The following is a 21,054-nucleotide window of genomic DNA, read 5'->3' as shown; positions in this document are numbered from 1 at the left end:
CGGCCCAGTGTCCGGTGCGCAGTCTTTCGAATCCCTCGTGATGGTACGCCAGGGGGGACTTGAACCCTCAACCTTTGGCTCCGGAGGCCAACGCTCTATCCAGTTGAGCTACTGGCGCATGGGGTGGCGCAGCGCCACTTTGGCGTTTTTAGACGCTGCCGGCGGTCAAGCGCTCGGCAGCCAGCACCGTGTTGTGCATCAACATCATGATGGTCATGGGGCCGACTCCGCCGGGCACCGGCGTGATGGCCGCCGCTTTTTCCCGGACGGCGGCAAAATCAACATCGCCAACCAGGCGATAGCCCCTGCTTGTCGCCGGATCTGCAACGCGATTGGTGCCGACATCGATCACCACCACGCCCTCCTGCACCATATCCGCCGTCACAAATTGGGCTTTGCCGATGGCCGCAACCAAAATTTCTGCCTGGCGGGTGAAGTGCGGCACATTGCGGGTGGCTGAATGGCAGATGGTCACCGTGGCATTGGCGTGCGGCCGTTTCTGTGCCAGCAACACCGCCAGCGGCATGCCGACGATGCCACTGCGCCCGAGAATCACCACATGTTTTCCCGCCACGGGAAATCCGCTGCGCTGCAGCAGCTCCAGCACCCCGGCCGGCGTGCAGGGAATGAAAGTCTCCTCGCCACTCTGCAGCTTGCCGCGATTGACCGGGGTGAAGCCGTCCACGTCCTTTTCCGGGGCGATGGCGGCGAGCACGCGTTGCGGGTCAATTTGCGGCGGCAGGGGCAACTGCACCAATATGCCGTGCACGGTGGCGTCATGATTGAGCTGCGCCAGCAACTCCAGCAGCGCGGCTTGCGAAGTGGCGGGTTCCAGATGATAAACCCTGGAGAAAAGCCCCAGGCTTTCACACATCTTCGCCTTCGCCCCGACATAAACCGCGGAGGCGGGATCATCGCCCACCAGCACCGCCGCCAGCCCGGGGGTCACGTGTTTCTGCTTGAGCGCCTGAATCCTCTCACTCAACTCAGCCTTGATTTGTTCAGCTATGCGCTTGCCGTCGATCAAAACTGCGGACATGGTCATTCCCATTCGGCATGCGCGCCGTTTCCGGTCGCAGGCTATTGCAGAAACAACCGTTCGATGCTGACCGCTTTCATTGTCGTCTTGCTGATGCGGATGAGCGCGCCGCACAGCCGGACGTTGCCACTGGCCACTTCGAAACGCATGGGCACGCCCCGCATGAACCGTTTGATGGCGGTCTCTTTTTTCATGCCGATCACCGAGTCAAACGGGCCGGTCATGCCCAGGTCGGTAAGGTAGGCGGTGCCACCGGGCAGAATCTGCTCATCTGCGGTTGGCACGTGGGTGTGCGTGCCGATGACGGCACTGACGCGGCCGTCCAGATGCCAGGCCAGGGCCATTTTTTCGGCAGTGGCCTCGGCATGAAAATCGACGATTACAACGCTCGCCTGGCGGTCGATGCGGCGCAGGATTTCATCCGCGGTGCGAAAGGGGCAGTCGATCGAATACAGATAAGTCCGCCCCTGCAAATTGATGACCGCGGCTTTGACGCCCTCTTCCAGGTCGACCAGGGTGTAGCCCCGACCGGGATTGGGCGGCGGATAGTTTGCCGGCCGCAACACCCGGCTGCTCAGGCCCTCGTCCTTTTGCCAGATTTTGAAGACTTCCGGATTTTCCCAGGTATGGTTGCCGCCGGTAATGACATCGATGCCGAGCTCGAGATATTGTCTGGCGAGCGCGGCGGTGATGCCTTTGCCTTCGGCGGCGTTCTCACCGTTGGCAATGACCAAATCCGGCTGATGCTGCTGTTTCAAGCCGGGCAAGAGACGCGCGACAATCTCCAGGCCGGGCTGGCCGATGATATCGGCAATAAAAAGGAGCGTCCACGCTTCGTTTTCTTTCATTATCCTGCGGGCGTTTGCTTGGAGATTGTTGCGACAGCCGAAATATAGGCTAAAAAAGCAAATTTACAAGAAGAAATTCAGGCGCGCTGTCGATCGGTGTGGCGCACAATCGGCAGGGTCCGGTCCACGGGTTGGATAAACGCTGCACCGCCGGCAGCGTGCCCGGAAAGGCATGTTTGCTCAGGCGAAAATCAAACCCCGCGCGAGGGGGCCGTGCTTTTCACGGGCGGTTGCCTGGCGGCCCGGGTGACAGCGACAGGGATTCCAGGGAGCGAGGCGCACACCGCGGGGCTTTTTCCACGAACGCCTTCCGTCTGCGCCGCATGCTGCCTCCATCATGCCGGCGGACAGGGAACCGAAACTCATTTGGCGTAATCCACCGCCCGGTATTCCCGCACGATGGTGACGCGAATCTGGCCGGGGTAGTGGACGTTTTGCTGAATTTTGCGCGCAATGTCCACCGCCATCTGTTCGGCGCGGGCATCGTCCACCTTGGTGTGCTCGACGATCACACGAATTTCGCGGCCGGCCTGCAGCGCGTAGGTGCGGAGGACGCCGGGGAAGGAGTTGGCGATATTTTCCAGCGCCGACATGCGCTGAAAGTATTGCGCCAGCGTTTCCTTCTGTGCGCCCGGCCGGGAGAGCGAGATTTCATTGGCGGTGGCCACGATGAGGGAGGCCGCCGTCAGCATCTGGCCGTTGCGATTGGGGTTGTTGGCGAACAGAATGGCGTTTTCCACCGCTTCGTTTTCGCCGTAGCGTCGCGCCAGAGCGGCGCCCATTTCCGCGGCGCTGGTGTCGGTTTCCCGCTCGACTGCCGCGCCGATTTCGTGCAGCAGCGCGCCCCGTTTGACCACCTGGGACTCCAGGCCGACTTCCGCGGCGATCACTCCGGCGATGAGTGCAGTCTCGATGCTGTGCTGCAGCAGGTTTTGTCCCTCGCTGCTGCGATATTTCAGTTTGCCCAGCAACCGGATCAGCTCGACGTGCAGGCCGTGCAGGCCCACCTCCAGCATGGCCTGCTCGCCGGCCTCGCGAATGAGTTCCTCGACCTCGCTGCGGGTTTTTTCAACCACTTCCTCGATGCGGCCGGGATGAATGCGGCCGTCCGTGATCAGTTTTTCCAGCGAGAGTTTGGCGATTTCCCGGCGCACCGGATCGAAGCCGGAGAGCATCACCACGTTGGGGGTGTCGTCGATCAGCACTTCGATGCCGGTGGCGGCCTCGAACGAGCGGATGTTGCGGCCCTCGCGGCCGATGATGCGGCCTTTCATGTCATCGTTGGGCAGGCGCACCACCGAGACGGTGGATTCCACCACATGACTGATGTTGGTGCGTTGAATCGCCTGCACCAGAATGTCTCTGGCCTCGCGGCTGGCCACCATGCGGGCATGATCCTTGATTTCTTTGACCGTCTGCGCCGCCTCCTGCTTGGCCAGTTCGAGAAAGTTGTTGAGCTGAATGCGTTTGGCTTCTTCGTTGGTCAGCCCGGAAATTTGTTCGAGTTTCTTGTTTTCCTCGGCAAGCAAGCGGTCGAGTTCCTGGGCTTGCAGTTTCAGGCTGGCTTCGCGGCTGAGCAGGTTTTCCTCGAGCTTGGCGAGCTCCTGTTTCTTTTGATTCAGCAGGTCGACTTTGCGGTCGAGGCTGGTCTCCCGCGCAGCGAGTTGGCTCTCCTGTTTTTGAAGTTGGTGCCGCCGATTTTTGATCTCCTGTTCGAGCTCCTGCCGTTTTTGAAAGAGCTCATCGCGCACTTCCAGCAGCTTGGCCTGTTTGAGGTTTTCCGCCTCCTGGGTGGCTTCCGCGATGATTTGGCGGGCGGTGGCTTCGGCGTGCGCCCGGCGCGCACGGCCGATCTTTTGCCGCAGCAACCAGCCGGTCAGCATGCCGGCGCTGAACGCCGCCACGATGAGCCCGATCTCACTGATCGTCATTCTTCCTCCACTGCCTCCCGATTTCCCGGGCACGAAATCGTCAGTCGCATGCTTGTGCACAAGTTCACAGGTGAAAACAAAAAGCCCCGCTGCCAAGTCCTTCAAAGAAATACGCCGCCGCCGCTGGCGCAGCGCGTCGCGTCGTTTGAAGACCTTGTCACCGGGGCAATCACAGTTGGGCAGCCGGCTGCCGGTCTATTTCAAATTCTCATGCAAAAGCTTCGACAACTGTTCGGCCTTGGCCTCGAAACTCTTCAACAGACCTGCTTTCTCGTCGCGTTCGCGGAACAGCTCGTCCGCGATGTTGAGCGCCGCCAGGATCGCCACCTTCAGCGAGGATTTCGCCGCCGTGCTCTGGTCGACTTCCCGCATCTTGCGATCGACATACTCCGCCACGCGGCGGATGTATTCCACATCGACCTCGCCCCGGATGGGATACTCGGTGCCGTAAATGTTGACTTTCAGAACGGTGCCTTCAGGCATAGGATATCGAGAAAAGTGTCTGCCATGAGAATGCCACACGCGACGCCAGGAGGTCAGAACTGCAATTGCAGTTCCTCCAGCTTGGCCAACATCTCCTCAACCTTGCTGCGGATTTTCTCCTCCCGCTCCTGATACTGGCGCGATTGCTCGGCGCGATGCTGCACGCTGCCCAGCTCCGCGCGCACCGCCTGCAATTCCTGCTCCTTTTCACGCAACCGCACCTCCGCCGCCTCCAGCCGGCGGCGCAATTCCTCGTTCTCCCCTTTGAGGGTCTGTATCATCTTGATCGCTTGCGCGATTTTTTCCTCCAGGATCTCGAAACGTTGGATGTCCATGTCCTCGGTCCTCGTGCAATCTGCTGATCACCGCCCGCGGCGCGTCCCCGCCGGTTAGGCGCGCAGCTCCGCCCCGCAGGAGCGGCGCAGCGCATCCAAAATGCGCGCCAGCCGTTCCTCCACCTCCTCGTCGCGCAGGGTGTGATCTGCCGCACGAAAGGTGAGGGAAAACGCCATGCTTTTCCGGCCCGCCGGCACCTGCCTGCCGGTGTAGAGATCGAACAGCTCCAGCCGTTCCAGCAAATGGTCGCTGGCCTGTTCGATGACGGCGTAAATCTTTTCCGCCGGGATTTCCGCCGCCACCACGATCGCCAGGTCGCGTTCCACCGGCGGATACTTGGGAATGCTTTGAAACGTCCGCTGCCAGTCCACATTCGCCAGCAGCGTCGCCAGCCGCAACTCGAAATGAAAAACCGCGCATTCAATCTCGTAAAGCTGCAACACCTCCGGTTTCAACCGGCCGGCGATGCCGAGGTGGTTTCCCGCCACCCGGATGTCCCAGCCCGCAGCCAGATAGGGATGTGCGGCAAGCGGCTGGAAAATGAGCCTGGGCAAATAAAGCGTCCGTTCCAGCACCTCCAGCGCCCCGCGCAAATCCGGCAAGTCAAATGGCCGGGATTTGCCCAGCCAGTTTGGGGGTTCTGCGGCACCCACGGCAACCGCTGCCAGGCGCTGCTCCTCGCAAATCTCCCGCCCGCTCTCGCGCCAAAATGCGGCGCCGATTTCATACAGCCACACGTCGCGATTCTTGCGGTTCAAATTATAGGCAAGCGAATGCAACAACGTGGTCACCACCGCCGGCCGCAACACGGCCAGCTCCTCGTTGAGCGGATTCACCAGCGGCAGCACCCGGCCCGCCGGCGGCAGAAACGGGGTGGCGCGGCGTGGCGAGGTCAGGTCAATGGTGATGGCCTCATCGAAGCCCAGGCCGGTCATGGTGCGGCGCAATTTTTCCACCGCCTCTTCGGCACGATTGCGCTCGCCACCGACATGCACCCGCGAGTGCAGTTTCTCCGGGAATTTGTCGAAGCCGTAGACCCGCGCGATTTCTTCAATGAGATCGATTTCGCGCACCAGATCCGGCCGAAAGGTCGGCACCGTCACCTGCCAGACGGCCGGCGATTTCTTGTTGACGCGGCAGGCCAGCCCGGTCAAAATTTTCTCCATGCGAACCGCCGGCACCATGCCGCCCAGCACGTGGGTCACCCGTCGCGGCCGCAGCGTGATCCTGGCGGGCTTGACCGGCACAGGATAAACCTCGGCGATGCCCTTGGCGATGATGCCGCCGGCGGTCTCCTGCATCAGTTGCGCCGCGCGATTGACCGCGAACGGAATGCCGTTGGGATCGGTGCCGCGCTCGAAGCGCCGGCCCGCCTCGGAAGACAGGCCCAGCCGTCTGGCGGTGCGCCGCACCACCAGCGGGTTGAAATGGGCGCATTCAATCAGGATGTTGCGCGTGCCGGCGCTGACCTCGGAATTCGCGCCGCCCATCACGCCTGCCAGCGCCACGCTGCGCTTGCCGTCGCAGATCATCAAGTCGCTGTCGCGCAGCTCGCGCTCCTGGCCGTCCAGGGTTTGGAATTTTTCGCCGGCCTGTGCACGCTGCACGATGAGGCGGCGCTGCTCGAGCAAATCGTAATCGAAGGCATGCTGCGGCTGGCCGGTTTCCATCATCACGTAGTTGGTGACGTCAACGACGTTGGAAATTGCGCGCAGCCCCACGGCGTGCAGCCGCTGGCGCATCCATTTGGGCGAGGGGCCGATGGTGATGTTCTGCAGGATGCGCGCGGCATAACGCGGGCAGCCCGTCTGATCTTTGATGGCAATGCGAATCAATTGTTCCACCGGCGGCCCGCTCTCGCGCAGCTTGATTTGGGGCAGGCGCAGCGGTGTGCCGGTCAGCAGCCCGATCTCGCGCGCGATGCCGATCACGCCCAGGGCATCGGGCCGGTTGGGGGTGACGGCCAGGTCAAACACCCAATCGGGGGTGAGCGTATCACGGAAGCGCTGTCCGGGTTGCGCCTGGCCGTTGAGCACGAGAATGCCCTCATGTTCATCGGACAAGCCCAGCTCCCGCTCGCTGCAGATCATGCCCTGCGATTCCACGCCCATCACTCTGCGCGTCTGGATTGTCAGGCCGGAGGGCAGGGTGGCGCCCGGCGGGGCAACCGCCACCAGTTGATCCACGGCGACATTGGGCGCGCCGCACACCACACTCAGGGTCTGCGTTCCGAGGGTGACCTCACAACGTTTGAGATGATCGGAAGCCGGAATCCGCTCGCAGGTGAGCACCCTGCCGACGACGATGTCCTGCAGATCGGGCACCAGCGAATGCCAGTCCTCGACCTCGAAGCCGAGCATGGGCAGGCGGTCGGCAATTTCAGCAGCCGTCAACGGCGTGTCAACAAATTCGCGCAGCCAGGTATAAGTGACTTTCATGGGGCAATCAGAGTCATTCCCGCGGAATCAGCCGCAGCGGCCTGCGGCGGGAGGGCGGCGTGGCCGGGGTGATTCGTCCAGAATGACGCTTGCTGTTGAGTCTGCCGCTTCACCCTGGGGACGGGCGGCGGCGTGGAGTCTTTTGACATGCCCGCGCCCGGGGCGGGGTTGTCAACGCGCCGGCTGCTTCAAAACTGCCGCAGCAGGCGCACATCATTGTCATAAAACAGGCGGAGATCGGTGACGCCATACTTGCGCATGGCCGGTCGTTCGACGCCCATGCCAAAGGCGAAGCCGGTGTATTTTTCCGTGTCGATGCCCAGCCGCTCCAGCACGATGGGATTGACCATGCCGCAGCCCAGCAGCTCGATCCATGCCTGCCGGGCCTCGAACCACACGTCCAGTTCGGCGCTGGGTTCGGTGAAAGGGAAATAGCTGGGCCGGAAGCGCGTTTTGACGGACGCGCCGAAAAATTTGCGGGCAAAGGCGGAGAGCACACCTTTGAGATCCGCGAAGGTCACGCCCTCATCAACCCACAGCCCCTCGACTTGATGAAAAACCGGAGAGTGGGTGGCATCCGGGGTGTCTTTGCGGAAGCAACGTCCGGGCGCGATGATGCGAATGGGCAGCGGCTTCTGCTCCAGCGCGTGGATTTGCACCGGCGAGGTGTGGGTGCGCAGCAGGTACGTGGCCCCGTTGCCCGGGCGCGGATCAGACAGGTAAAAAGTATCGTGCAGATCGCGGCTGGGATGATCCGGCGGCAGGTTGAGCGCCTCGAAATTGTAGTAGTCGGTCTCTGCCAGCGGGCCGGATTCCACCGTGAAGCCCATGCCCACGAAGATGCTTTTGATTTCGTCCAGCGCCTGCAGGACGGGATGGCGCGACCCCAACCGGCGTTGAATGCCGGGCAGTGTCAGATCGATCGACGGCCCGTCAGCCTGCGGTTTGCTCAGCGCCGCTTGTTTGGCTGCAAAGGCGGCCGCGCTGGCATCACGCAGTTGATTCAGGCGCTGCCCCAGCCGGGGACGGTCGGCCGGATCGGCCTGCGCCAGGATTTTGAAGGATTCTGTAATTTCACCTTTGCGCGCCAGATATTTCACCCGCACAGCTTCGAGCTCTGCGGCATTGGCGGCCTGTTCCAGCGCCACCCGGAAGCGGGCTTCCAGTTGATCAAGATCGGCGAAAAGTTGTTCGGATACTGCCATAACCAGTGCTCGGATTTGGAGAATGGGTCCGGCCGCGCAGCGCGGCGTTGCCGGCTGCGGGAGCGGCGCCTGCGACGGCGGTGCGGCACGAAACGGATGTCGGTTGGCTCAGCCCTGGTTGCCCAACCCGGCACTAGTTCTGCGCAAGACGCACGAGATTTTCGAACGCCTGGGGATCCCTGACCGCGAGATCGGCCAGCATTTTGCGGTCGATGCCGACCTGCTTTTTCTTCAGGCCACTCATCAAGGTCGAATAGGTGGTGCCGGCGAGGCGGGCCGCGGCATTGATGCGGGTGATCCACAAACGGCGAATGTTGCGGCGGCGGGCGCGCCGGTCGCGATAGGCGTAGGTGAGACCCTTCTCATAAGTTTCGCGTGCGCTGCGCAGCAGGTTCTTTTTGCCGCCCCAGCGCCCCTTGGTTTTGCTGATGAGCTTGCGGCGACGGCGATGCGAAGGCACGGCATATTTTGAACGGGGCATAAAATGTCAACCTTTCCTTGGGAATACAAAACCGCCACGCGGCGCCCAAACAGCGCTCCGCGATCGCGGGAGTTGATGATGATTATGAAACGGCCCGGGGGATTGCACCCGCCAGGAGATGAGGCCGGGGCACACGCCGGCCGGCAGCTCAGGCGCGCGCCAGCAACCGCTTCATGCGCGGCGTGTCGGCGGGATGCACCAGGGTGGCCTGACGCAAACGCCGCTTGCGCTTGCGATCTTTCTTGGTCAGAATGTGGCTCTTGCCGGCGCGGTTGCGTTTGAGTTTGCCGCTGGCCGTCACCCGCAGCCGCTTGGCCGTCGAGCGGTTGGTTTTCAATTTTGGCATGATGCTCTCACTTTGCTTGTTTCCTGAATTTTGCATGGGTCATGTTGCCCCCACCGCCTGCGGTTGACGTCGCAGGCTCAAAGCTCGAGTCGGCTGGGGCGGGCTTATCACCCGATTGGTGGGCGGCCACTTCCAGACGGTTTCAGCTTTGAGCCTGAGAACTTATTCTCAGGTCAGGTAATAAAGAACATGCCAAATTCAGGTGTTTACTTTTTCACGAAATATATCACGAGATTGCGGCCTTCTTGCACCTGCCGCTCCACCTTGGCGATGTCGGCGAGCGACTCAATCAGGCGGTTGATTACCGCCTCGCCAAACTCCCGGTGCACCATCTCCCGCCCGCGAAACGTGACCGTGGCTTTGACTTTATCGCCCTTCTCCAGGAATTCCCGCATGTGCTTGGACTTGAAGTTGAAATCGTGTTCCTCGATTTTGGGGCGGAACCGCACTTCCTTGACGTGAATGACCGCCGCTTTTTTGCGGCTGTCCTTCTCCTTCTTGCCCAGCTCATACTTGTATTTGCCAAAGTCCATGACCCGGCAAACAGGGGGATCGGCCTGGGGCGCGATTTCGACCAGATCGAGACCGGCTGCTTCGGCGGCGGCTTGCGCCTCCTGAATGGAAACGATTCCCACTTGGGTGCCATCAGCTCCGATAAGCCGTACCTTGGGCACACGAATCTGATGGTTGATCCGAATGAACTTTTTTTGTTGTGACGTGACTGTTAAGCTCCTTTTGGGGTTGGTGAAGTTCATCCCGGCCGGCCGCTCTGGGAGAGGGGCCGGCCTCATCCGCCCGTCATCACGGATCAGGACAGGGTTTTGTGTGCGATCTCCTCCTGCAACTGCCGGGCAAATGCTTCGAGGCTGAAGATGCCGAGATCGCCGACTTTGCGTTTGCGCACGGCAATCTGGCGGGAGGCCACCTCCTTGGCGCCGACAATGACCATGTAGGGCGTCTTTTTGGTTTCCGCCTCCCGGATCTTGTAGTTGATTTTTTCCGGGCGGTCATCCAGGTGGCTGCGCAAACCACACGCCCGCAGGCGTTGCTCCACCTCACGGGCATAATCGAGCTGGGCATCGGTGATCGGCATCACCACCACTTGCAGCGGTGCCAGCCACAGGGGGAAAGCACCGGCAAAATGCTCGATCAGAATGCCGATAAAGCGCTCCATCGAGCCAAATGGCGCGCGATGGATCACCACCGGCCGGTGTTTCTTGTTGTCGCTGCCGACGTATTCGAGTTGAAAGCGCTCCGGCATCACATAGTCCACCTGCACCGTGCCGAGCTGCCAGGTGCGGCCCAGGGCATCGCGAATCATGAAGTCGATCTTGGGGCCGTAGAATGAAGCCTCGCCCAGGCCAATGAAGTAATCCAGGCCCATCGCCTCGGCGACTTCCTTGATCTCGCTTTGCGCCCGCTCCCAAAATTGCGCCTCGCCGCCGTATTTCTCGACATTGTCATCGCGAAAGGAAAGCCGCACCCGCACCTTCATGTCGAAGGTTTGAAACACAAGCTGGGTCAGTTCCACCGTGGCACGGATTTCCTCGCGCACCTGGTCCTGCGTGCAATAGATGTGTGCATCATCCTGGGTGAAGCCGCGCACGCGCGTGAGCCCGTTCAACTCGCCCGACTGCTCATAGCGGTAAACCGTGCCGAATTCCGCCAGCCGCAGTGGCAGCTCGCGATAGCTGCGCGGCCGGCTCATGTAGATGATGTGGTGGTGCGGGCAGTTCATCGGCTTCAGCAGAAATTCCTCGTCTTCCAGCTTGAGCGGAGGAAACTGGCTGTCCTTGTAATAGGGATAGTGCCCGCTGGTGCGGTACAGACTCAAATTGGCAAGGTGCGGCGTGATCACCGGCAGGTAGCCGCGTGCGCGCTGCTCCTGCCGCAAAAAAGCCTCCAGCGTTTCGCGGATCACCGTGCCGTTCGGCAGCCAGAGCGGCAGGCCGCCGCCGACGCTGGGAGAGAGGTGGAAGATCTCCAACTCCTGGCCCAGGCGGCGATGATCGCGTTTTTTAGCCTCTTCCAGCAACTGCAAATGCTGCTGCAGCATCTCCCTTTTGGGGAAGGAGATGCCGTAGATGCGCTGCAGCATTTTGTTTTTCTCGCTGCCGCGCCAGTAGGCGCCTGCCAGGTTCAGCAGTTTGAAATGCTTGATGACACCGGTGCTCGGCACATGCGGGCCGCGGCACAAATCCACGAAATCGCCTTCGTGATAGACGCTCGGCCGGTCATCTTCCAGGTCGCGCAGCAGCTCGAGTTTGTATTGGTCCTGCCGGCGCTGGAACAGTCGCACGGCCTCGGCCTTGTCCAGCTCCTCCCGCTGAAAGGGTTGATCGGCGGCAATGATCTCCTGCATCTTGGCTTCGATGCGGCGCAGGTCATCGCCGGTCAGCTTGGTGGCGACGTCGACGTCATAGTAGAAGCCGTTTTCGATGGGCGGGCCCACGCCGAACTGCGCCTCGGGATAGAGGGCTTTGATGGCATGCGCCATGATGTGCGAGCTGGAGTGCCAGTACACTTGCATGCCCTCGGGATCCTCCCAGGTGAGGAACTGCAGCGTGCCGTCCTCCAGCAATGGCCGGTTGAGATCAATCAGCCTGCCGTTGAAGCGCGCCACCAGCGCCTTCTCCGCAAGTGAGCGGCTCAACTCCTGCACAATCTCCCGCGGCCGAATGCCCCTGGGGTATTGCCGGGTGCTGCCGTCGGGGAATTGCACCTGGATCTGTTCGTTCATAACCGGAGCTCGTTGCACGTTCAGCTTAAATGAAAAGTGGGCGGTACGGGACTTGAACCTGTGACCTCTTGCATGTCAAGCAAGCGCTCTAACCAGACTGAGCTAACCGCCCGGGGAGAAGTAACACTGGTGCATTGACGATTGATTGCGGGTCAAGATTGGAGACAATCTTGTGGTGGGAGCAGAGTTGTTGACAACAGGCTGTAACTGATATCGTCTTCGTCTGGTGTTCCTGGTGATGAAAATGTATCGCGGCGTCCCGCCTGCTCTTATGGACGAATCATTTTCATGATGATTGGAGACCGTCGCGCCCGGGATCACCGGCGCAACTGACGTACTTTATCAGCGGGCCACAAGCCCGAAACCCAACTCACCACACGTCTCAAATCCTGAGCACGTTTAAAAAGCGGCTTGAAAATAAGGGTCAAATCACAAAAAGTCAACCGTTTTTTCCGCCGCACACATCTTTGCCGCCCGGCGGCTCACCGCAACGCAGCGGCAGACCGGTCTGTGACGGTGTTGTTTTCGGCAAGCGAAGCAGGAGGCGCTGTTGTCGGAAGGCGGCAACCGCCCGCAGTCACGGCCGGCATTTTCCCGCGGCCTAGAACCAAATGGCGCAGGCGGGCGTCTAATGGCTGGAAGAGCATGAAAAAGGCTCCGTGCGGAATTGCAGAGATGCTTGCAGCGATCGAGTCGCGCGCGAGCACTTCACAAGGCAACCGCCCGCTTGCACCGTCATCTTTCCCCCGCACAAACGGAACTTCCACGCAAGAGTGTGCCTTGTGCCCATTTTGACAGGAACTTGCTGGTTGGCCGGAATGAAGATGAAGCGGATGGCCGGGTGTGAGGCACATTCCCGGCTTTTAATGCCTCCGTCATGCCTTGCCCCGCACGAATCAGCATAGCACCATGAAAAATCTGCTTTACATTCCTTCAAAAAATTGCTACCTTGCGCCGCTTTAAATCAAAATCAAGCCAGGGTGTTCACGTAATGAGTTGGGAAAAATTGCACCGTTTCTCTGCCAGCATACTGCCTGTCTATCTCTTGTTGATGTGGTTCGCCAGCGTTCCCGCCCAACCGCGGCAGACCTCCTACAGTATCCTCGGCCTCTCCGTCGAAGGCAACAAAACCGCCGATGCCAACTTTGTCCGGCTCAGCTCGGGCCTGGCCGTTGGCGAGAAAATCACCGGCGATGACATTCAGGATGCCATTCGCCAGCTTGCCGGACTGGACATGTTCGACGACATTGCCATTCTGCTGGAGAAACAGGTCGGCGACGGTGTTTACCTCATTATTCGCGTCCGTGAGTTTCCGCGCCTGAACAAGATCGAGTTGAGCGGCAACGACAAAATCAGCAAGAAGGATCTGGAAAAGGAGCTGACCTTCTTCAAAGGCCAGGTGATGAGCCCGCGCGAAGCCGCGCGCGTGCGCCGCAAGATCAAGAAACTCTATGCCAGCAAGGGTTACCTGCTGGCCAAGGTGGAGCCGGCTCTGACCCCCGCGGGCGACGACCGCGTCGATCTCACCATCAAAATCGAAGAAGGCAACAAAGTACAAATCGAAAAGATCACCTTTCACGGCAACTCCGCCTTCTCCAACAAAAAGTTGCGCAAGCAGATGAAGAAGACCAAGGAGAACGGCTTCTTCGGCGGTGGCGATTTCGATGCGGAAAAATACCGGGAGGACCGCGAGCTGGTGCTGGAGTTCTACCGCTCCCAGGGCTTCCGGGACGTCGAGTTCGTGCGGGATTCGATTTCCTACAGCCCGCAAAAGAAGGACATGTTCATCGACCTCTGGCTCAATGAGGGCGAGCGGCACACCATTGGCGACATCACCTGGGAGGGCAACACCATCTACGACAGCCGCGTGCTGGCCGCCATGCTCGGCTTCGGCCCCGGCGACGTTTACAGCTCCAAGAAAATTCGTGAAGCGGTCACCGAGCGCCTGGGCAGCCTGTATTATGACGCCGGCTACATTTATGCCACTGTCAACCCGGTGGAGAAGGTGCGGGAGGGCAACCGCGTCGATTTGCACTTCCTTGTCACGGAGGGCAAGGCCGTCACCGTCAACAAGATTCGCATCTCCGGCAACACCAAGACCAAGGAAAAGGTGATTCGCCGGGAACTGTTCATCCGGCCGGGCGACATCTTCAGCCGCAACATGCTGATTCGCAGCCAGCGGGAAGTGTTCGTGCTCAATTATTTCTCCGATGTCAAGCCCGACGTGCATCCGATCGACGATGAGAAAGTCGATATTTCGCTGGAGGTCGTGGAAAAGTCCACCGACACCGCCAACATGAGTGCAGGCTGGAGTGAGCGCGACAAGCTCATCGGTGCCATCGGCGTTTCGATGAACAATTTTCTCGGCAATGGCCAGCGACTCTCCTTCGACTGGAATTTCGGCCGCAGTTTCCGCTCCTTTCAGCTTTCGTTTACCGAACCCTGGCTCTTCGATTCGCCCACGCTGACCGGCATCAGCGTGTTCGACACCAAGCGCTCGCGGGTTTACACCTACGACGCTTACGGCTACCGCAGCACCGGCGGTTCGCTGCGGGTGGGCCGTCGTTTGTCCTGGCCGGATGATTTTTTCCGCACCGACTGGATCTATCGTCTGCAAACGTTCGAGTATTCCGACTTCCGGGAGGATTTGGCGGCATACACGCCCGCCCAACTGCGCGCCATCGGGCTGGAAGATCGTCCCTTCACGCAAAGCTCGATCACGCACATTTTCACTCGCAACAGCCTGAACCGGCCGGAGTTCCCCACCGCCGGCTCGCAGGTGTCACTCACCAGTGATCTCGCGGGCGGCCCCCTGCAGGGCAACGTCAGTTATCACAAACATCAACTGCAGGCGGATTGGTTCTTTCCGACTTTCGGCCCCTTCGTGCTGTTCACCAGCTTTCAGGCCGGCTATCTCGATGGTCTGAAGAAAGACAGCCGGATTCCGTACACCGAGTTTTTCTTCATGGGCGGCTCGGGAATGTCATCCAATTCCATCGCCCTGCGTGGCTATGACGATCCTTTGACCTCTTCTGATTTCGGCCAGTACCGCATCGGCGGCAAGGCCATGCTGAAGTACACCGCCGAGTGGCGCGTGCCGATTTCGCCCAACCCCACGGTGTTCGGCTTGGTCTTCGCGGAAGCGGGCAACACCTGGCCGGATTTTGCCCGGATGGATCCCTACAATCTGCGCCGTTCGGTGGGCCTCGGCGCGCGGTTGTTCATGCCGCTGCTGGGCGTGATCGGCTTTGACTACGGTTACGGTTTCGATCACATCGACAGCACCACCGGCAAGCGCAAAGGCCAGTGGAAGCCGCATTTCATCTTTGGCCGCAGTTTTTAACTTCAAACAATTTGCACAACCCACACCCACCATGAATCATCAGTCCTTAAAGCTCAAGGAGGCAGGAGTGAAGGCATCCTACCTGTGGCTTGGCGGTTTTCTCATGCTGCTGTTCCTGCTGCACGCCAACCCGGCCGCTGCCCAGTTGAAAGTCGGCCATGTCAATACCCAGAAAATCCTGGAAGGCTTCAAGGAAGCGCAGGATGCGCGCAGGCAGTTCGACGAAATCAACAAGGGCTGGGAGGAGGAGTTCAACAACATGCGCCGCGAGTTTGCCCAAAAACGCGACGAGCTGGAGTCGCAGGCGCTGTTGTTGAGCGAGGAGAAGAAGCGTGAGAAGCTGCTTGAACTGCAGAATCTCGAGCTGCGCATCCAGCAGTATGCCCAGGAGAAATGGGGGCAGAACGGCGAGGGCGAGAAAAAGCAGGCCGAGATCATGCAGCCGCTGAGCGACAAGATCGTCAATGCCGTGAAAAAGATCGGCGAGCAGGACCGCTTCGACTATGTCTTTGACAACGCGGCCAACATCATCCTCTACGCCGGTCCCAACCAGGTGGACCTGACTGCGCGTGTCCTGGAGGAGCTGAACAAGACTGTCGCGACCACCAAGCCGGCCGGCGCGAACAAATAACCCTCGTGCTGCCCATGCGCGTCTTTGGAGGTGTTCAGATTGCGCTTTCGGAGCCGCCGAAAGGTTGATCTGGCACCTCTTCGTGTTCCTATGACCAGCCAGGAGCAGCAGTGAAAATCGAGCCTATACGTCTCGCGGAGCTGGCGCGGCACGTCGGCGGGGAGGTGGAGGGCAATCCCGACACTGTGATCACCGGCGTGGCTCCCATCGAGCAGGCAGCCGGCGGTGATCTGACTTTCATTGCGCAGCCCCGTTTTCTGGATCAGCTCGAGCGCACGCCGGCGGCCGCGGTGTTGCTGGCCAGGAATCTGGCGGCGACCAGCAGCCGCTGCGCGCTGATCCGCGTTGACAACCCCTATTTTGCCTTTATCAGGATTCTCCAGAAGGTTTTGCCCGGGCCCGAGGTGACGCACGGCATCGCGGCCACCGCGCAGGTGCACCCGCGGGCGCGCGTCGGCCGGGAGGTCAGCATCGGGCCGTATGCCGTGGTCGAAGCCGGGTGTGAGATTGGTGATGGCGTGCAGATTGGCGCACATTGCTATGTGGGGGCGAAGGTGCGCATCGGCACAAACAGTGTGCTGTTCCCCCACGTTTGCCTCGGCCACGAGGTGGTGATCGGCCGCAATGTCATCATTCAATTCGGCAGCGTGATCGGCTCGGACGGCTTTGGCTATCTGCGGCACGAGGGGCGCTACCACAAGATTCCGCATCTCGGCACCGTGGTGATCGAGGACGAGGTCGAAATCGGCGCCAACTGCACGATCGATCGCGGCACCTTCGGCCAGACGCATCTGCGGCGCGGCGCCAAGCTCGACAACCTGATTCACGTCGCGCACAATGTTGAAATCGGTGAGCATACCGTGATTGCGGCGCAGACCGGCATCTCCGGCAGCACCAAAATCGGCCGCGAGGTGACGATTGCCGGCCAGGTCGGATTTGTGGGCCACATCGAGATTGGCGACCGCACCACGTTCGGAGCGCAGGCGGGCGTGACGAAATCGATCCCGCCGGGCATGGTGGTTTCCGGCTATCCCGCCCGCGATCATGCCCAGGCCCGGCGCGAGGAAGCCGCCATACGCCGGCTGCCGGAGTTGCTCAAGCGCGTCCGGACGCTGGAGAAGCTGCTGGCCGCCACCGGCCGGTTGCCGTCGGCCGCGAATGGCCTGAGGGATGACTGAGGTGTGAGGAAGAAGAGCGCGAGCCGGTGCTGTCCCTTGCGCCGCCGGTCACTGGCGGCGCGGCAGCGCGCGACCGGTTCAGAAAATGTTTCGTGAGGGAGTGTTGATGCTGCTGGAAAAACAGCGAACGATCGCCCAGTCTGTTTCGATTACCGGTGTGGGCTTGCACACCGGCAACAATTCCACCATGACGTTTCATCCGGCACCGCCCAACACCGGCATCTTTTTTCGGCGTGCCGATCTGCCCGGCCAGCCGCTCATCAAGGCCGACATCGACAACGTCATCGACATTTCGCGCGGCACCACCATCGGCCGCGGGGAGGTGGTGGTGCACACCGTCGAACATGTGCTGGCCGCCTTGATGGGCATGATGGTCGATAACCTGATCATCGAGCTGGACAGCAACGAGCCACCGGTGTTCGACGGCAGCGCCCTGCCCTTCGTCAACATGCTCAAGCAGGCCGGCATCGTGGAGCAGGATTCGCCGCGCGACTACCTGGTGATCGAAAAGACCATCGCCTATTCCGATGACAAACGCGGTGTCGACATCGTGGTGTTTCCCTCCGATGAATTTCGCATCACCTTTCTCATCGACTACAAGAACCCCGCACTCGGCACGCAATACACCGCCATGTATTCCCTGCAGGACGAGTTCGAAACCGAGTTTGCCCCGGCCCGCACCTTCTGCTTTCTCTCCGAAGTCGAGGCGCTCTACCAGCGGGGGCTGATCAAGGGCGGCAACCTCGACAACGCCATTGTCATCGTCGACCGCAAGATCGAACCCGGTGAAATCGGCCGGCTGAAGGAAATGTTCGGCGTCTCCGGTGAGATCCGTCTGGACAACAACGGCATCCTCAACGGCGAGCAGCATTTCCGCTTCAAGAACGAGCCGGTGCGCCACAAGGCGCTCGATCTGCTCGGGGATCTGGCACTGCTGGGGGTGCGGCTGAAAGCCCACATCCAGGCGGCGCGCTCCGGCCATGCCGCCAACGTCGAGTTGGTCAAGCGCATCCGCAAGGAATACGAGAAGATTCAAATCACCTCGAAATACCAGGGCAAGCTCACCGGCGATTACGTTTTCGATGCCCAGGCGATTCAGAAGATTCTGCCGCACCGCTATCCTTTCGTGCTGGTGGATCGCATCATCGATCTCGTCCCGCGCGAACGGGTGGTGGGATTGAAGAACGTCACCTTGAACGAGCCGTTCTTCCAGGGCCACTTTCCCGGCCATCCCATCATGCCGGGCGTGCTGATTCTCGAGGCCATGGCGCAGGTGGGCGGCATTTTGCTGCTCAACACGCAAAGCAACCCGGAGGACAAGCTGGTGTACTTCACCGGGCTGGACAAGGTGAAGTTCCGCAAGCCGGTGCGGCCGGGTGATCAGATCATCTTCGAGCTGGAACTGCTCAAGCTGCGGCAATCGCTCTGCAAGATGGCGGGCAAAGCGTATGTCGCCAACGAGCTGGTGTGTGAGGCGGAGTTGTCGGCGGCGGTGGTGAATCGCAACTGAGCGGGAGTATCCTGTGGCGAATATTCATCCGACGGCGATCGTTGATCCGGCCGCAGAGATTGCCTCCGATGTGACCATCGGAGCGTATGCGATTGTGGAGGCCAATGTTCAGATCGGGCCGGGTTGTGAAATCAAGCCGCATGTGCATCTGGCGTCGGGCACACGACTGGGCCGGAACTGCCGGGTGTTCACCGGCGCGGTGATCGGTTCCGTGCCGCAGGATTTGAAATTTGGCGGCGAGGAGACCACGGTGCACATCGGCGACCGCACCACCATTCGCGAGTTCGCCACCATCAATCGCGGCACCAAAGATCACCGCGAAACGCGCGTGGGCAGTGACTGTCTGATCATGTCGTATGCCCACGTCGCGCACGACTGCATCATCGGCAATCACTGCATTCTCGCCAATGCCGTCAATCTCGCCGGCCATGTGGTGCTGGAGGACTGGGCGGGCATCGGCGGCATGGTGCCGGTGCACCAGTTTGTGCGCATCGGCCAGCACAGTTTCATCGGCGGCGGCTATCGAGTGTCCAAAGACGTGCCGCCTTACATTCTGGCGGTGAATGAGCCGCTGATCTACGCCGGATTGAATGCCGTGGGTTTGCGGCGCCGCGGCTTCACCGAAGAACAACTGCTGGCGCTCAAGCGCGCCTACAAAATTTTGTTCAAATCCGGCCTGAATGTCAGCCAGGCACTCGCGCGGCTGCGCGCCGCCGGCGAGCTGACGCCGGAGGTGAAAGCCGTGATCGAGTTCGTGGAAAAGAGCGAGCGCGGGATCATTGGCGGCGGGCACAGGCATGCCCGGGGGGCGCGCGCGGCCGCGGCCAATGATTCTGATTCCGATTGACGCCCGAGGAGAGCTGCAGCCCTGATGAGGCCCTGGCGATTGCTTGATACCGGCTTTGCTGACGGCGCTTATCACATGGCGCTCGATGCGGCGATGGCGCGCGGCGGTTGGACGCACGTGCCGAGCCTGCGCTTTTTCCGCTGGCGACCTTATTGCATTTCGCTCGGCTATCATCAAGCGGCGGACGAGGTCGATCTCGCCAGGTGCCGGGCCGCGGGTTATGAAGTGGCGCGCCGGCCCACCGCCGGCCGGGCCATTCTGCATGCCGAGGAATTGACCTACAGCGTGGTGATCCCCGCGGGACATCCGTGGTATGACATCCTGCCGCTGGATTTGTACCGCAGGATCAGCGAAGCACTGGTGGCGGGTTTGGCCGTGCTCGGGGTGGCCGCCAGATTTGCGCCGGGCGAGCGGCTGCACCAGGATGGCCGGCCGCTGCGCATGTCCTGTTTTGCCAGTGCGGCACGCAATGAAGTCATTGTTGCCGGCCGGAAAATCGTGGGCAGTGCGCAACGCCGTTTTCGCGAGGGGGTGTTGCAACACGGCTCGCTCATCCTGCAGGATGGGCACGAGCAGTTGCCCGCTTTTCTCAAAGGCGAGACGGCCACGGTGGCGGCGGAACGCCAACGGTTGCTCGAACATACCATCACACTGGCGGCCGCCGCCGGCCGGGTGATCACCTTCGCAGAAGCCGCGCAGGCGGTGCGGCGCGGTTTTGCAGAAGCCCTGGATATTGAATTGGCAGAAGGCGCAGTGCAGCCGGAAGAGCAGGCGTTGGCAGAAGCCTGGCGCGAACGGTACAGCATTCTTACCATCAAATCCCTGGAGGAAAAATCATGCGAAAGCTTGGCGTTGTCCTGACGATGCTGCTGCTGGTATGGCTGTCGTCCGAAGCGCACGCGCAGAAGTATGACTGGGACGTGCAAACCAGCGATGGCCGGTTTTTGGCGCAAAGCGATATCGACAAACAGGTCGAATCCCTGCTCAATCTGTTCAGCTCGCTGGTGGGCGGCGGCTTCGTCAACTCCGCCGAAGTGCACCGCCCGGGCGGCATTGATCTGCGTTTGAGCGGTGTGTTCACCCCGATTCCCGATGAATTCAAGGACATCATCCCGACGGTGCAGGATCCCCTGGAAGGCGCGGACTATGTGCCCTTTGCCTTCCTGCATGGCAATATTGGTCTGCCCGCCAACTTCGAGGTATTCGGCCGCTTCTTCACGCTGCCGATCAAGGGCGATCCTGGTGGCAATGTCACGCTGCTGGGTGGCGGCTTGAAGTATGGCCTGCTGAAGGACAATCTCGCCACTCCCGGCATCGTGCTCATTGCCGGCTATCAAACCATCCTGGTGCCGGATGCCTTCAACTTCGGCACGGTGTCGACGCTCAGCGCCAAGGCTTACATCAGCAAGAGTCTGCCATTCTTCACCCTTTATGGCGGCGGCGGCATTGACCGCACCAGCCTGTCGTTGCACATTCCCGGCCTGCCGCCCGACATCAACAAGGATTACAACGTCAACTATCCGCAGGCCACGGTAGGCCTCACCGTGGAGCCGATCCCGTTTTTCAAGATCAACGTGGACGGGAATTTCGGCAAGTACACCAGCATTGGCCTGGGCGCCGCCTTGAGTTTTAGATAGCAGCCGTCCGTGCTCGCGCAGTTTTGAGAGAACGCGCCTGCCATGGCCGCGGGCCGTTGCA

The 21,054-nt window shown here is 60.7% G+C and carries 18 protein-coding genes and 2 tRNA genes; 7 read left to right on the top strand and 13 right to left on the bottom strand.

What is annotated here, in order from left to right:
• Positions 1–41: 41 nt before the first annotated feature.
• The 13 genes from ONB52_12510 to ONB52_12450 all read right to left on the bottom strand — a co-directional run bounded on the left by ONB52_12510 (position 42) and on the right by ONB52_12450 (position 11,959).
• Positions 42–118 (bottom strand) — tRNA-Arg (locus ONB52_12510).
• Between the two features lie 30 nt (positions 119–148).
• Positions 149–1,039 carry a bifunctional methylenetetrahydrofolate dehydrogenase/methenyltetrahydrofolate cyclohydrolase FolD gene (folD, locus tag ONB52_12505; GenBank protein ID MDZ7416962.1) on the bottom strand — a complete coding sequence of 297 codons (891 nt, stop codon included), beginning with the start codon at positions 1,037–1,039 and terminating at the stop codon, positions 149–151.
• 41 nt (positions 1,040–1,080) lie between these two features.
• On the bottom strand, positions 1,081–1,887 hold the full coding sequence (locus ONB52_12500) for a TIGR00282 family metallophosphoesterase (protein MDZ7416961.1): 807 nt from the start codon (positions 1,885–1,887) through the stop codon (positions 1,081–1,083).
• A gap of 362 nt (positions 1,888–2,249) precedes the next feature.
• The gene (gene rny / locus ONB52_12495) at positions 2,250–3,818 is read right to left on the bottom strand and encodes a ribonuclease Y (GenBank protein ID MDZ7416960.1); all 1,569 of its coding nucleotides are present in this window, start codon (positions 3,816–3,818) and stop codon (positions 2,250–2,252) included.
• 195 nt (positions 3,819–4,013) lie between these two features.
• On the bottom strand, positions 4,014–4,301 hold the full coding sequence (locus ONB52_12490; protein ID MDZ7416959.1) for a cell division protein ZapA: 288 nt from the start codon (positions 4,299–4,301) through the stop codon (positions 4,014–4,016).
• Between the two features lie 53 nt (positions 4,302–4,354).
• Complete coding sequence (zapB, locus tag ONB52_12485) at positions 4,355–4,636, bottom strand: cell division protein ZapB (protein ID MDZ7416958.1); 282 nt, start codon at positions 4,634–4,636, stop codon at positions 4,355–4,357.
• A gap of 54 nt (positions 4,637–4,690) precedes the next feature.
• Entirely contained in the window at positions 4,691–7,075 is a 2,385-nt protein-coding gene (gene pheT / locus ONB52_12480; protein ID MDZ7416957.1) for a phenylalanine--tRNA ligase subunit beta, read from the bottom strand.
• Positions 7,076–7,263: 188 nt separating this feature from the next.
• Entirely contained in the window at positions 7,264–8,280 is a 1,017-nt protein-coding gene (gene pheS, locus ONB52_12475; protein ID MDZ7416956.1) for a phenylalanine--tRNA ligase subunit alpha, read from the bottom strand.
• Between the two features lie 133 nt (positions 8,281–8,413).
• Complete coding sequence (rplT, locus tag ONB52_12470) at positions 8,414–8,761, bottom strand: 50S ribosomal protein L20 (GenBank protein MDZ7416955.1); 348 nt, start codon at positions 8,759–8,761, stop codon at positions 8,414–8,416.
• 148 nt (positions 8,762–8,909) lie between these two features.
• Positions 8,910–9,107 (bottom strand): 50S ribosomal protein L35, encoded by a 198-nt coding sequence (gene rpmI, locus ONB52_12465; GenBank protein ID MDZ7416954.1) that lies wholly within the window; start codon positions 9,105–9,107, stop codon positions 8,910–8,912.
• A gap of 206 nt (positions 9,108–9,313) precedes the next feature.
• Complete coding sequence (gene infC / locus ONB52_12460; GenBank protein MDZ7416953.1) at positions 9,314–9,862, bottom strand: translation initiation factor IF-3; 549 nt, start codon at positions 9,860–9,862, stop codon at positions 9,314–9,316.
• A gap of 53 nt (positions 9,863–9,915) precedes the next feature.
• Positions 9,916–11,847 (bottom strand): threonine--tRNA ligase, encoded by a 1,932-nt coding sequence (gene thrS, locus ONB52_12455; GenBank protein ID MDZ7416952.1) that lies wholly within the window; start codon positions 11,845–11,847, stop codon positions 9,916–9,918.
• Between the two features lie 37 nt (positions 11,848–11,884).
• Positions 11,885–11,959: transfer RNA gene (locus tag ONB52_12450), tRNA-Val, on the bottom strand.
• Positions 11,960–12,838: 879 nt separating this feature from the next.
• Between ONB52_12450 and bamA the strand changes: the two genes are divergently transcribed.
• The 7 genes from bamA to ONB52_12415 all read left to right on the top strand — a co-directional run bounded on the left by bamA (position 12,839) and on the right by ONB52_12415 (position 20,993).
• Positions 12,839–15,190 carry an outer membrane protein assembly factor BamA gene (gene bamA / locus ONB52_12445; GenBank protein ID MDZ7416951.1) on the top strand — a complete coding sequence of 784 codons (2,352 nt, stop codon included), beginning with the start codon at positions 12,839–12,841 and terminating at the stop codon, positions 15,188–15,190.
• 67 nt (positions 15,191–15,257) lie between these two features.
• Complete coding sequence (locus tag ONB52_12440; GenBank protein ID MDZ7416950.1) at positions 15,258–15,821, top strand: OmpH family outer membrane protein; 564 nt, start codon at positions 15,258–15,260, stop codon at positions 15,819–15,821.
• A 110-nt stretch (positions 15,822–15,931) separates the two neighbouring features.
• Positions 15,932–16,999, top strand: coding sequence for a UDP-3-O-(3-hydroxymyristoyl)glucosamine N-acyltransferase (gene lpxD, locus ONB52_12435; protein MDZ7416949.1), 1,068 nt, complete (start codon positions 15,932–15,934; stop codon positions 16,997–16,999).
• 109 nt (positions 17,000–17,108) lie between these two features.
• A complete protein-coding gene (locus ONB52_12430) occupies positions 17,109–18,509 on the top strand; it encodes a bifunctional UDP-3-O-[3-hydroxymyristoyl] N-acetylglucosamine deacetylase/3-hydroxyacyl-ACP dehydratase (GenBank protein ID MDZ7416948.1) in 1,401 nt (466 codons plus the stop codon).
• Positions 18,510–18,522: 13 nt separating this feature from the next.
• Positions 18,523–19,356, top strand: coding sequence for an acyl-ACP--UDP-N-acetylglucosamine O-acyltransferase (lpxA, locus tag ONB52_12425; protein ID MDZ7416947.1), 834 nt, complete (start codon positions 18,523–18,525; stop codon positions 19,354–19,356).
• 24 nt (positions 19,357–19,380) lie between these two features.
• Positions 19,381–20,217, top strand: a complete 837-nt coding sequence (locus tag ONB52_12420; GenBank protein ID MDZ7416946.1) for a lipoate--protein ligase family protein — start codon at positions 19,381–19,383, stop codon at positions 20,215–20,217.
• Entirely contained in the window at positions 20,193–20,993 is an 801-nt protein-coding gene (locus tag ONB52_12415; GenBank protein ID MDZ7416945.1) for a hypothetical protein, read from the top strand. The genes ONB52_12420 and ONB52_12415 overlap by 25 nt, the downstream gene beginning before the upstream one ends.
• Positions 20,994–21,054: the final 61 nt, after the last annotated feature.

It is taken from the genome of candidate division KSB1 bacterium (assembly GCA_034506255.1).
GTDB lineage: Bacteria > Zhuqueibacterota > Zhuqueibacteria > Zhuqueibacterales > Zhuqueibacteraceae > Coneutiohabitans > Coneutiohabitans thermophilus.
The sequence above is the reverse complement of the archived record's forward strand: the minus strand, read 5'-3'. Positions and strand labels throughout refer to the sequence as shown.

What these genes read in the sequence shown, in the direction of transcription:
- folD (MDZ7416962.1), bottom strand. Translation starts at nt 1,039, where the DNA reads ATGTCCGCAGTTTTGATCGACGGCAAGCGCATAGCTGAACAAATCAAG.
- ONB52_12500 (MDZ7416961.1), bottom strand. Translation starts at nt 1,887, where the DNA reads ATGAAAGAAAACGAAGCGTGGACGCTCCTTTTTATTGCCGATATCATC.
- rny (MDZ7416960.1), bottom strand. Translation starts at nt 3,818, where the DNA reads ATGACGATCAGTGAGATCGGGCTCATCGTGGCGGCGTTCAGCGCCGGC.
- ONB52_12490 (MDZ7416959.1), bottom strand. Translation starts at nt 4,301, where the DNA reads ATGCCTGAAGGCACCGTTCTGAAAGTCAACATTTACGGCACCGAGTAT.
- zapB (MDZ7416958.1), bottom strand. Translation starts at nt 4,636, where the DNA reads ATGGACATCCAACGTTTCGAGATCCTGGAGGAAAAAATCGCGCAAGCG.
- pheT (MDZ7416957.1), bottom strand. Translation starts at nt 7,075, where the DNA reads ATGAAAGTCACTTATACCTGGCTGCGCGAATTTGTTGACACGCCGTTG.
- pheS (MDZ7416956.1), bottom strand. Translation starts at nt 8,280, where the DNA reads ATGGCAGTATCCGAACAACTTTTCGCCGATCTTGATCAACTGGAAGCC.
- rplT (MDZ7416955.1), bottom strand. Translation starts at nt 8,761, where the DNA reads ATGCCCCGTTCAAAATATGCCGTGCCTTCGCATCGCCGTCGCCGCAAG.
- rpmI (MDZ7416954.1), bottom strand. Translation starts at nt 9,107, where the DNA reads ATGCCAAAATTGAAAACCAACCGCTCGACGGCCAAGCGGCTGCGGGTG.
- infC (MDZ7416953.1), bottom strand. Translation starts at nt 9,862, where the DNA reads ATGAACTTCACCAACCCCAAAAGGAGCTTAACAGTCACGTCACAACAA.
- thrS (MDZ7416952.1), bottom strand. Translation starts at nt 11,847, where the DNA reads ATGAACGAACAGATCCAGGTGCAATTCCCCGACGGCAGCACCCGGCAA.
- bamA (MDZ7416951.1), top strand. Translation starts at nt 12,839, where the DNA reads ATGAGTTGGGAAAAATTGCACCGTTTCTCTGCCAGCATACTGCCTGTC.
- ONB52_12420 (MDZ7416946.1), top strand. Translation starts at nt 19,381, where the DNA reads ATGAGGCCCTGGCGATTGCTTGATACCGGCTTTGCTGACGGCGCTTAT.
- ONB52_12415 (MDZ7416945.1), top strand. Translation starts at nt 20,193, where the DNA reads ATGCGAAAGCTTGGCGTTGTCCTGACGATGCTGCTGCTGGTATGGCTG.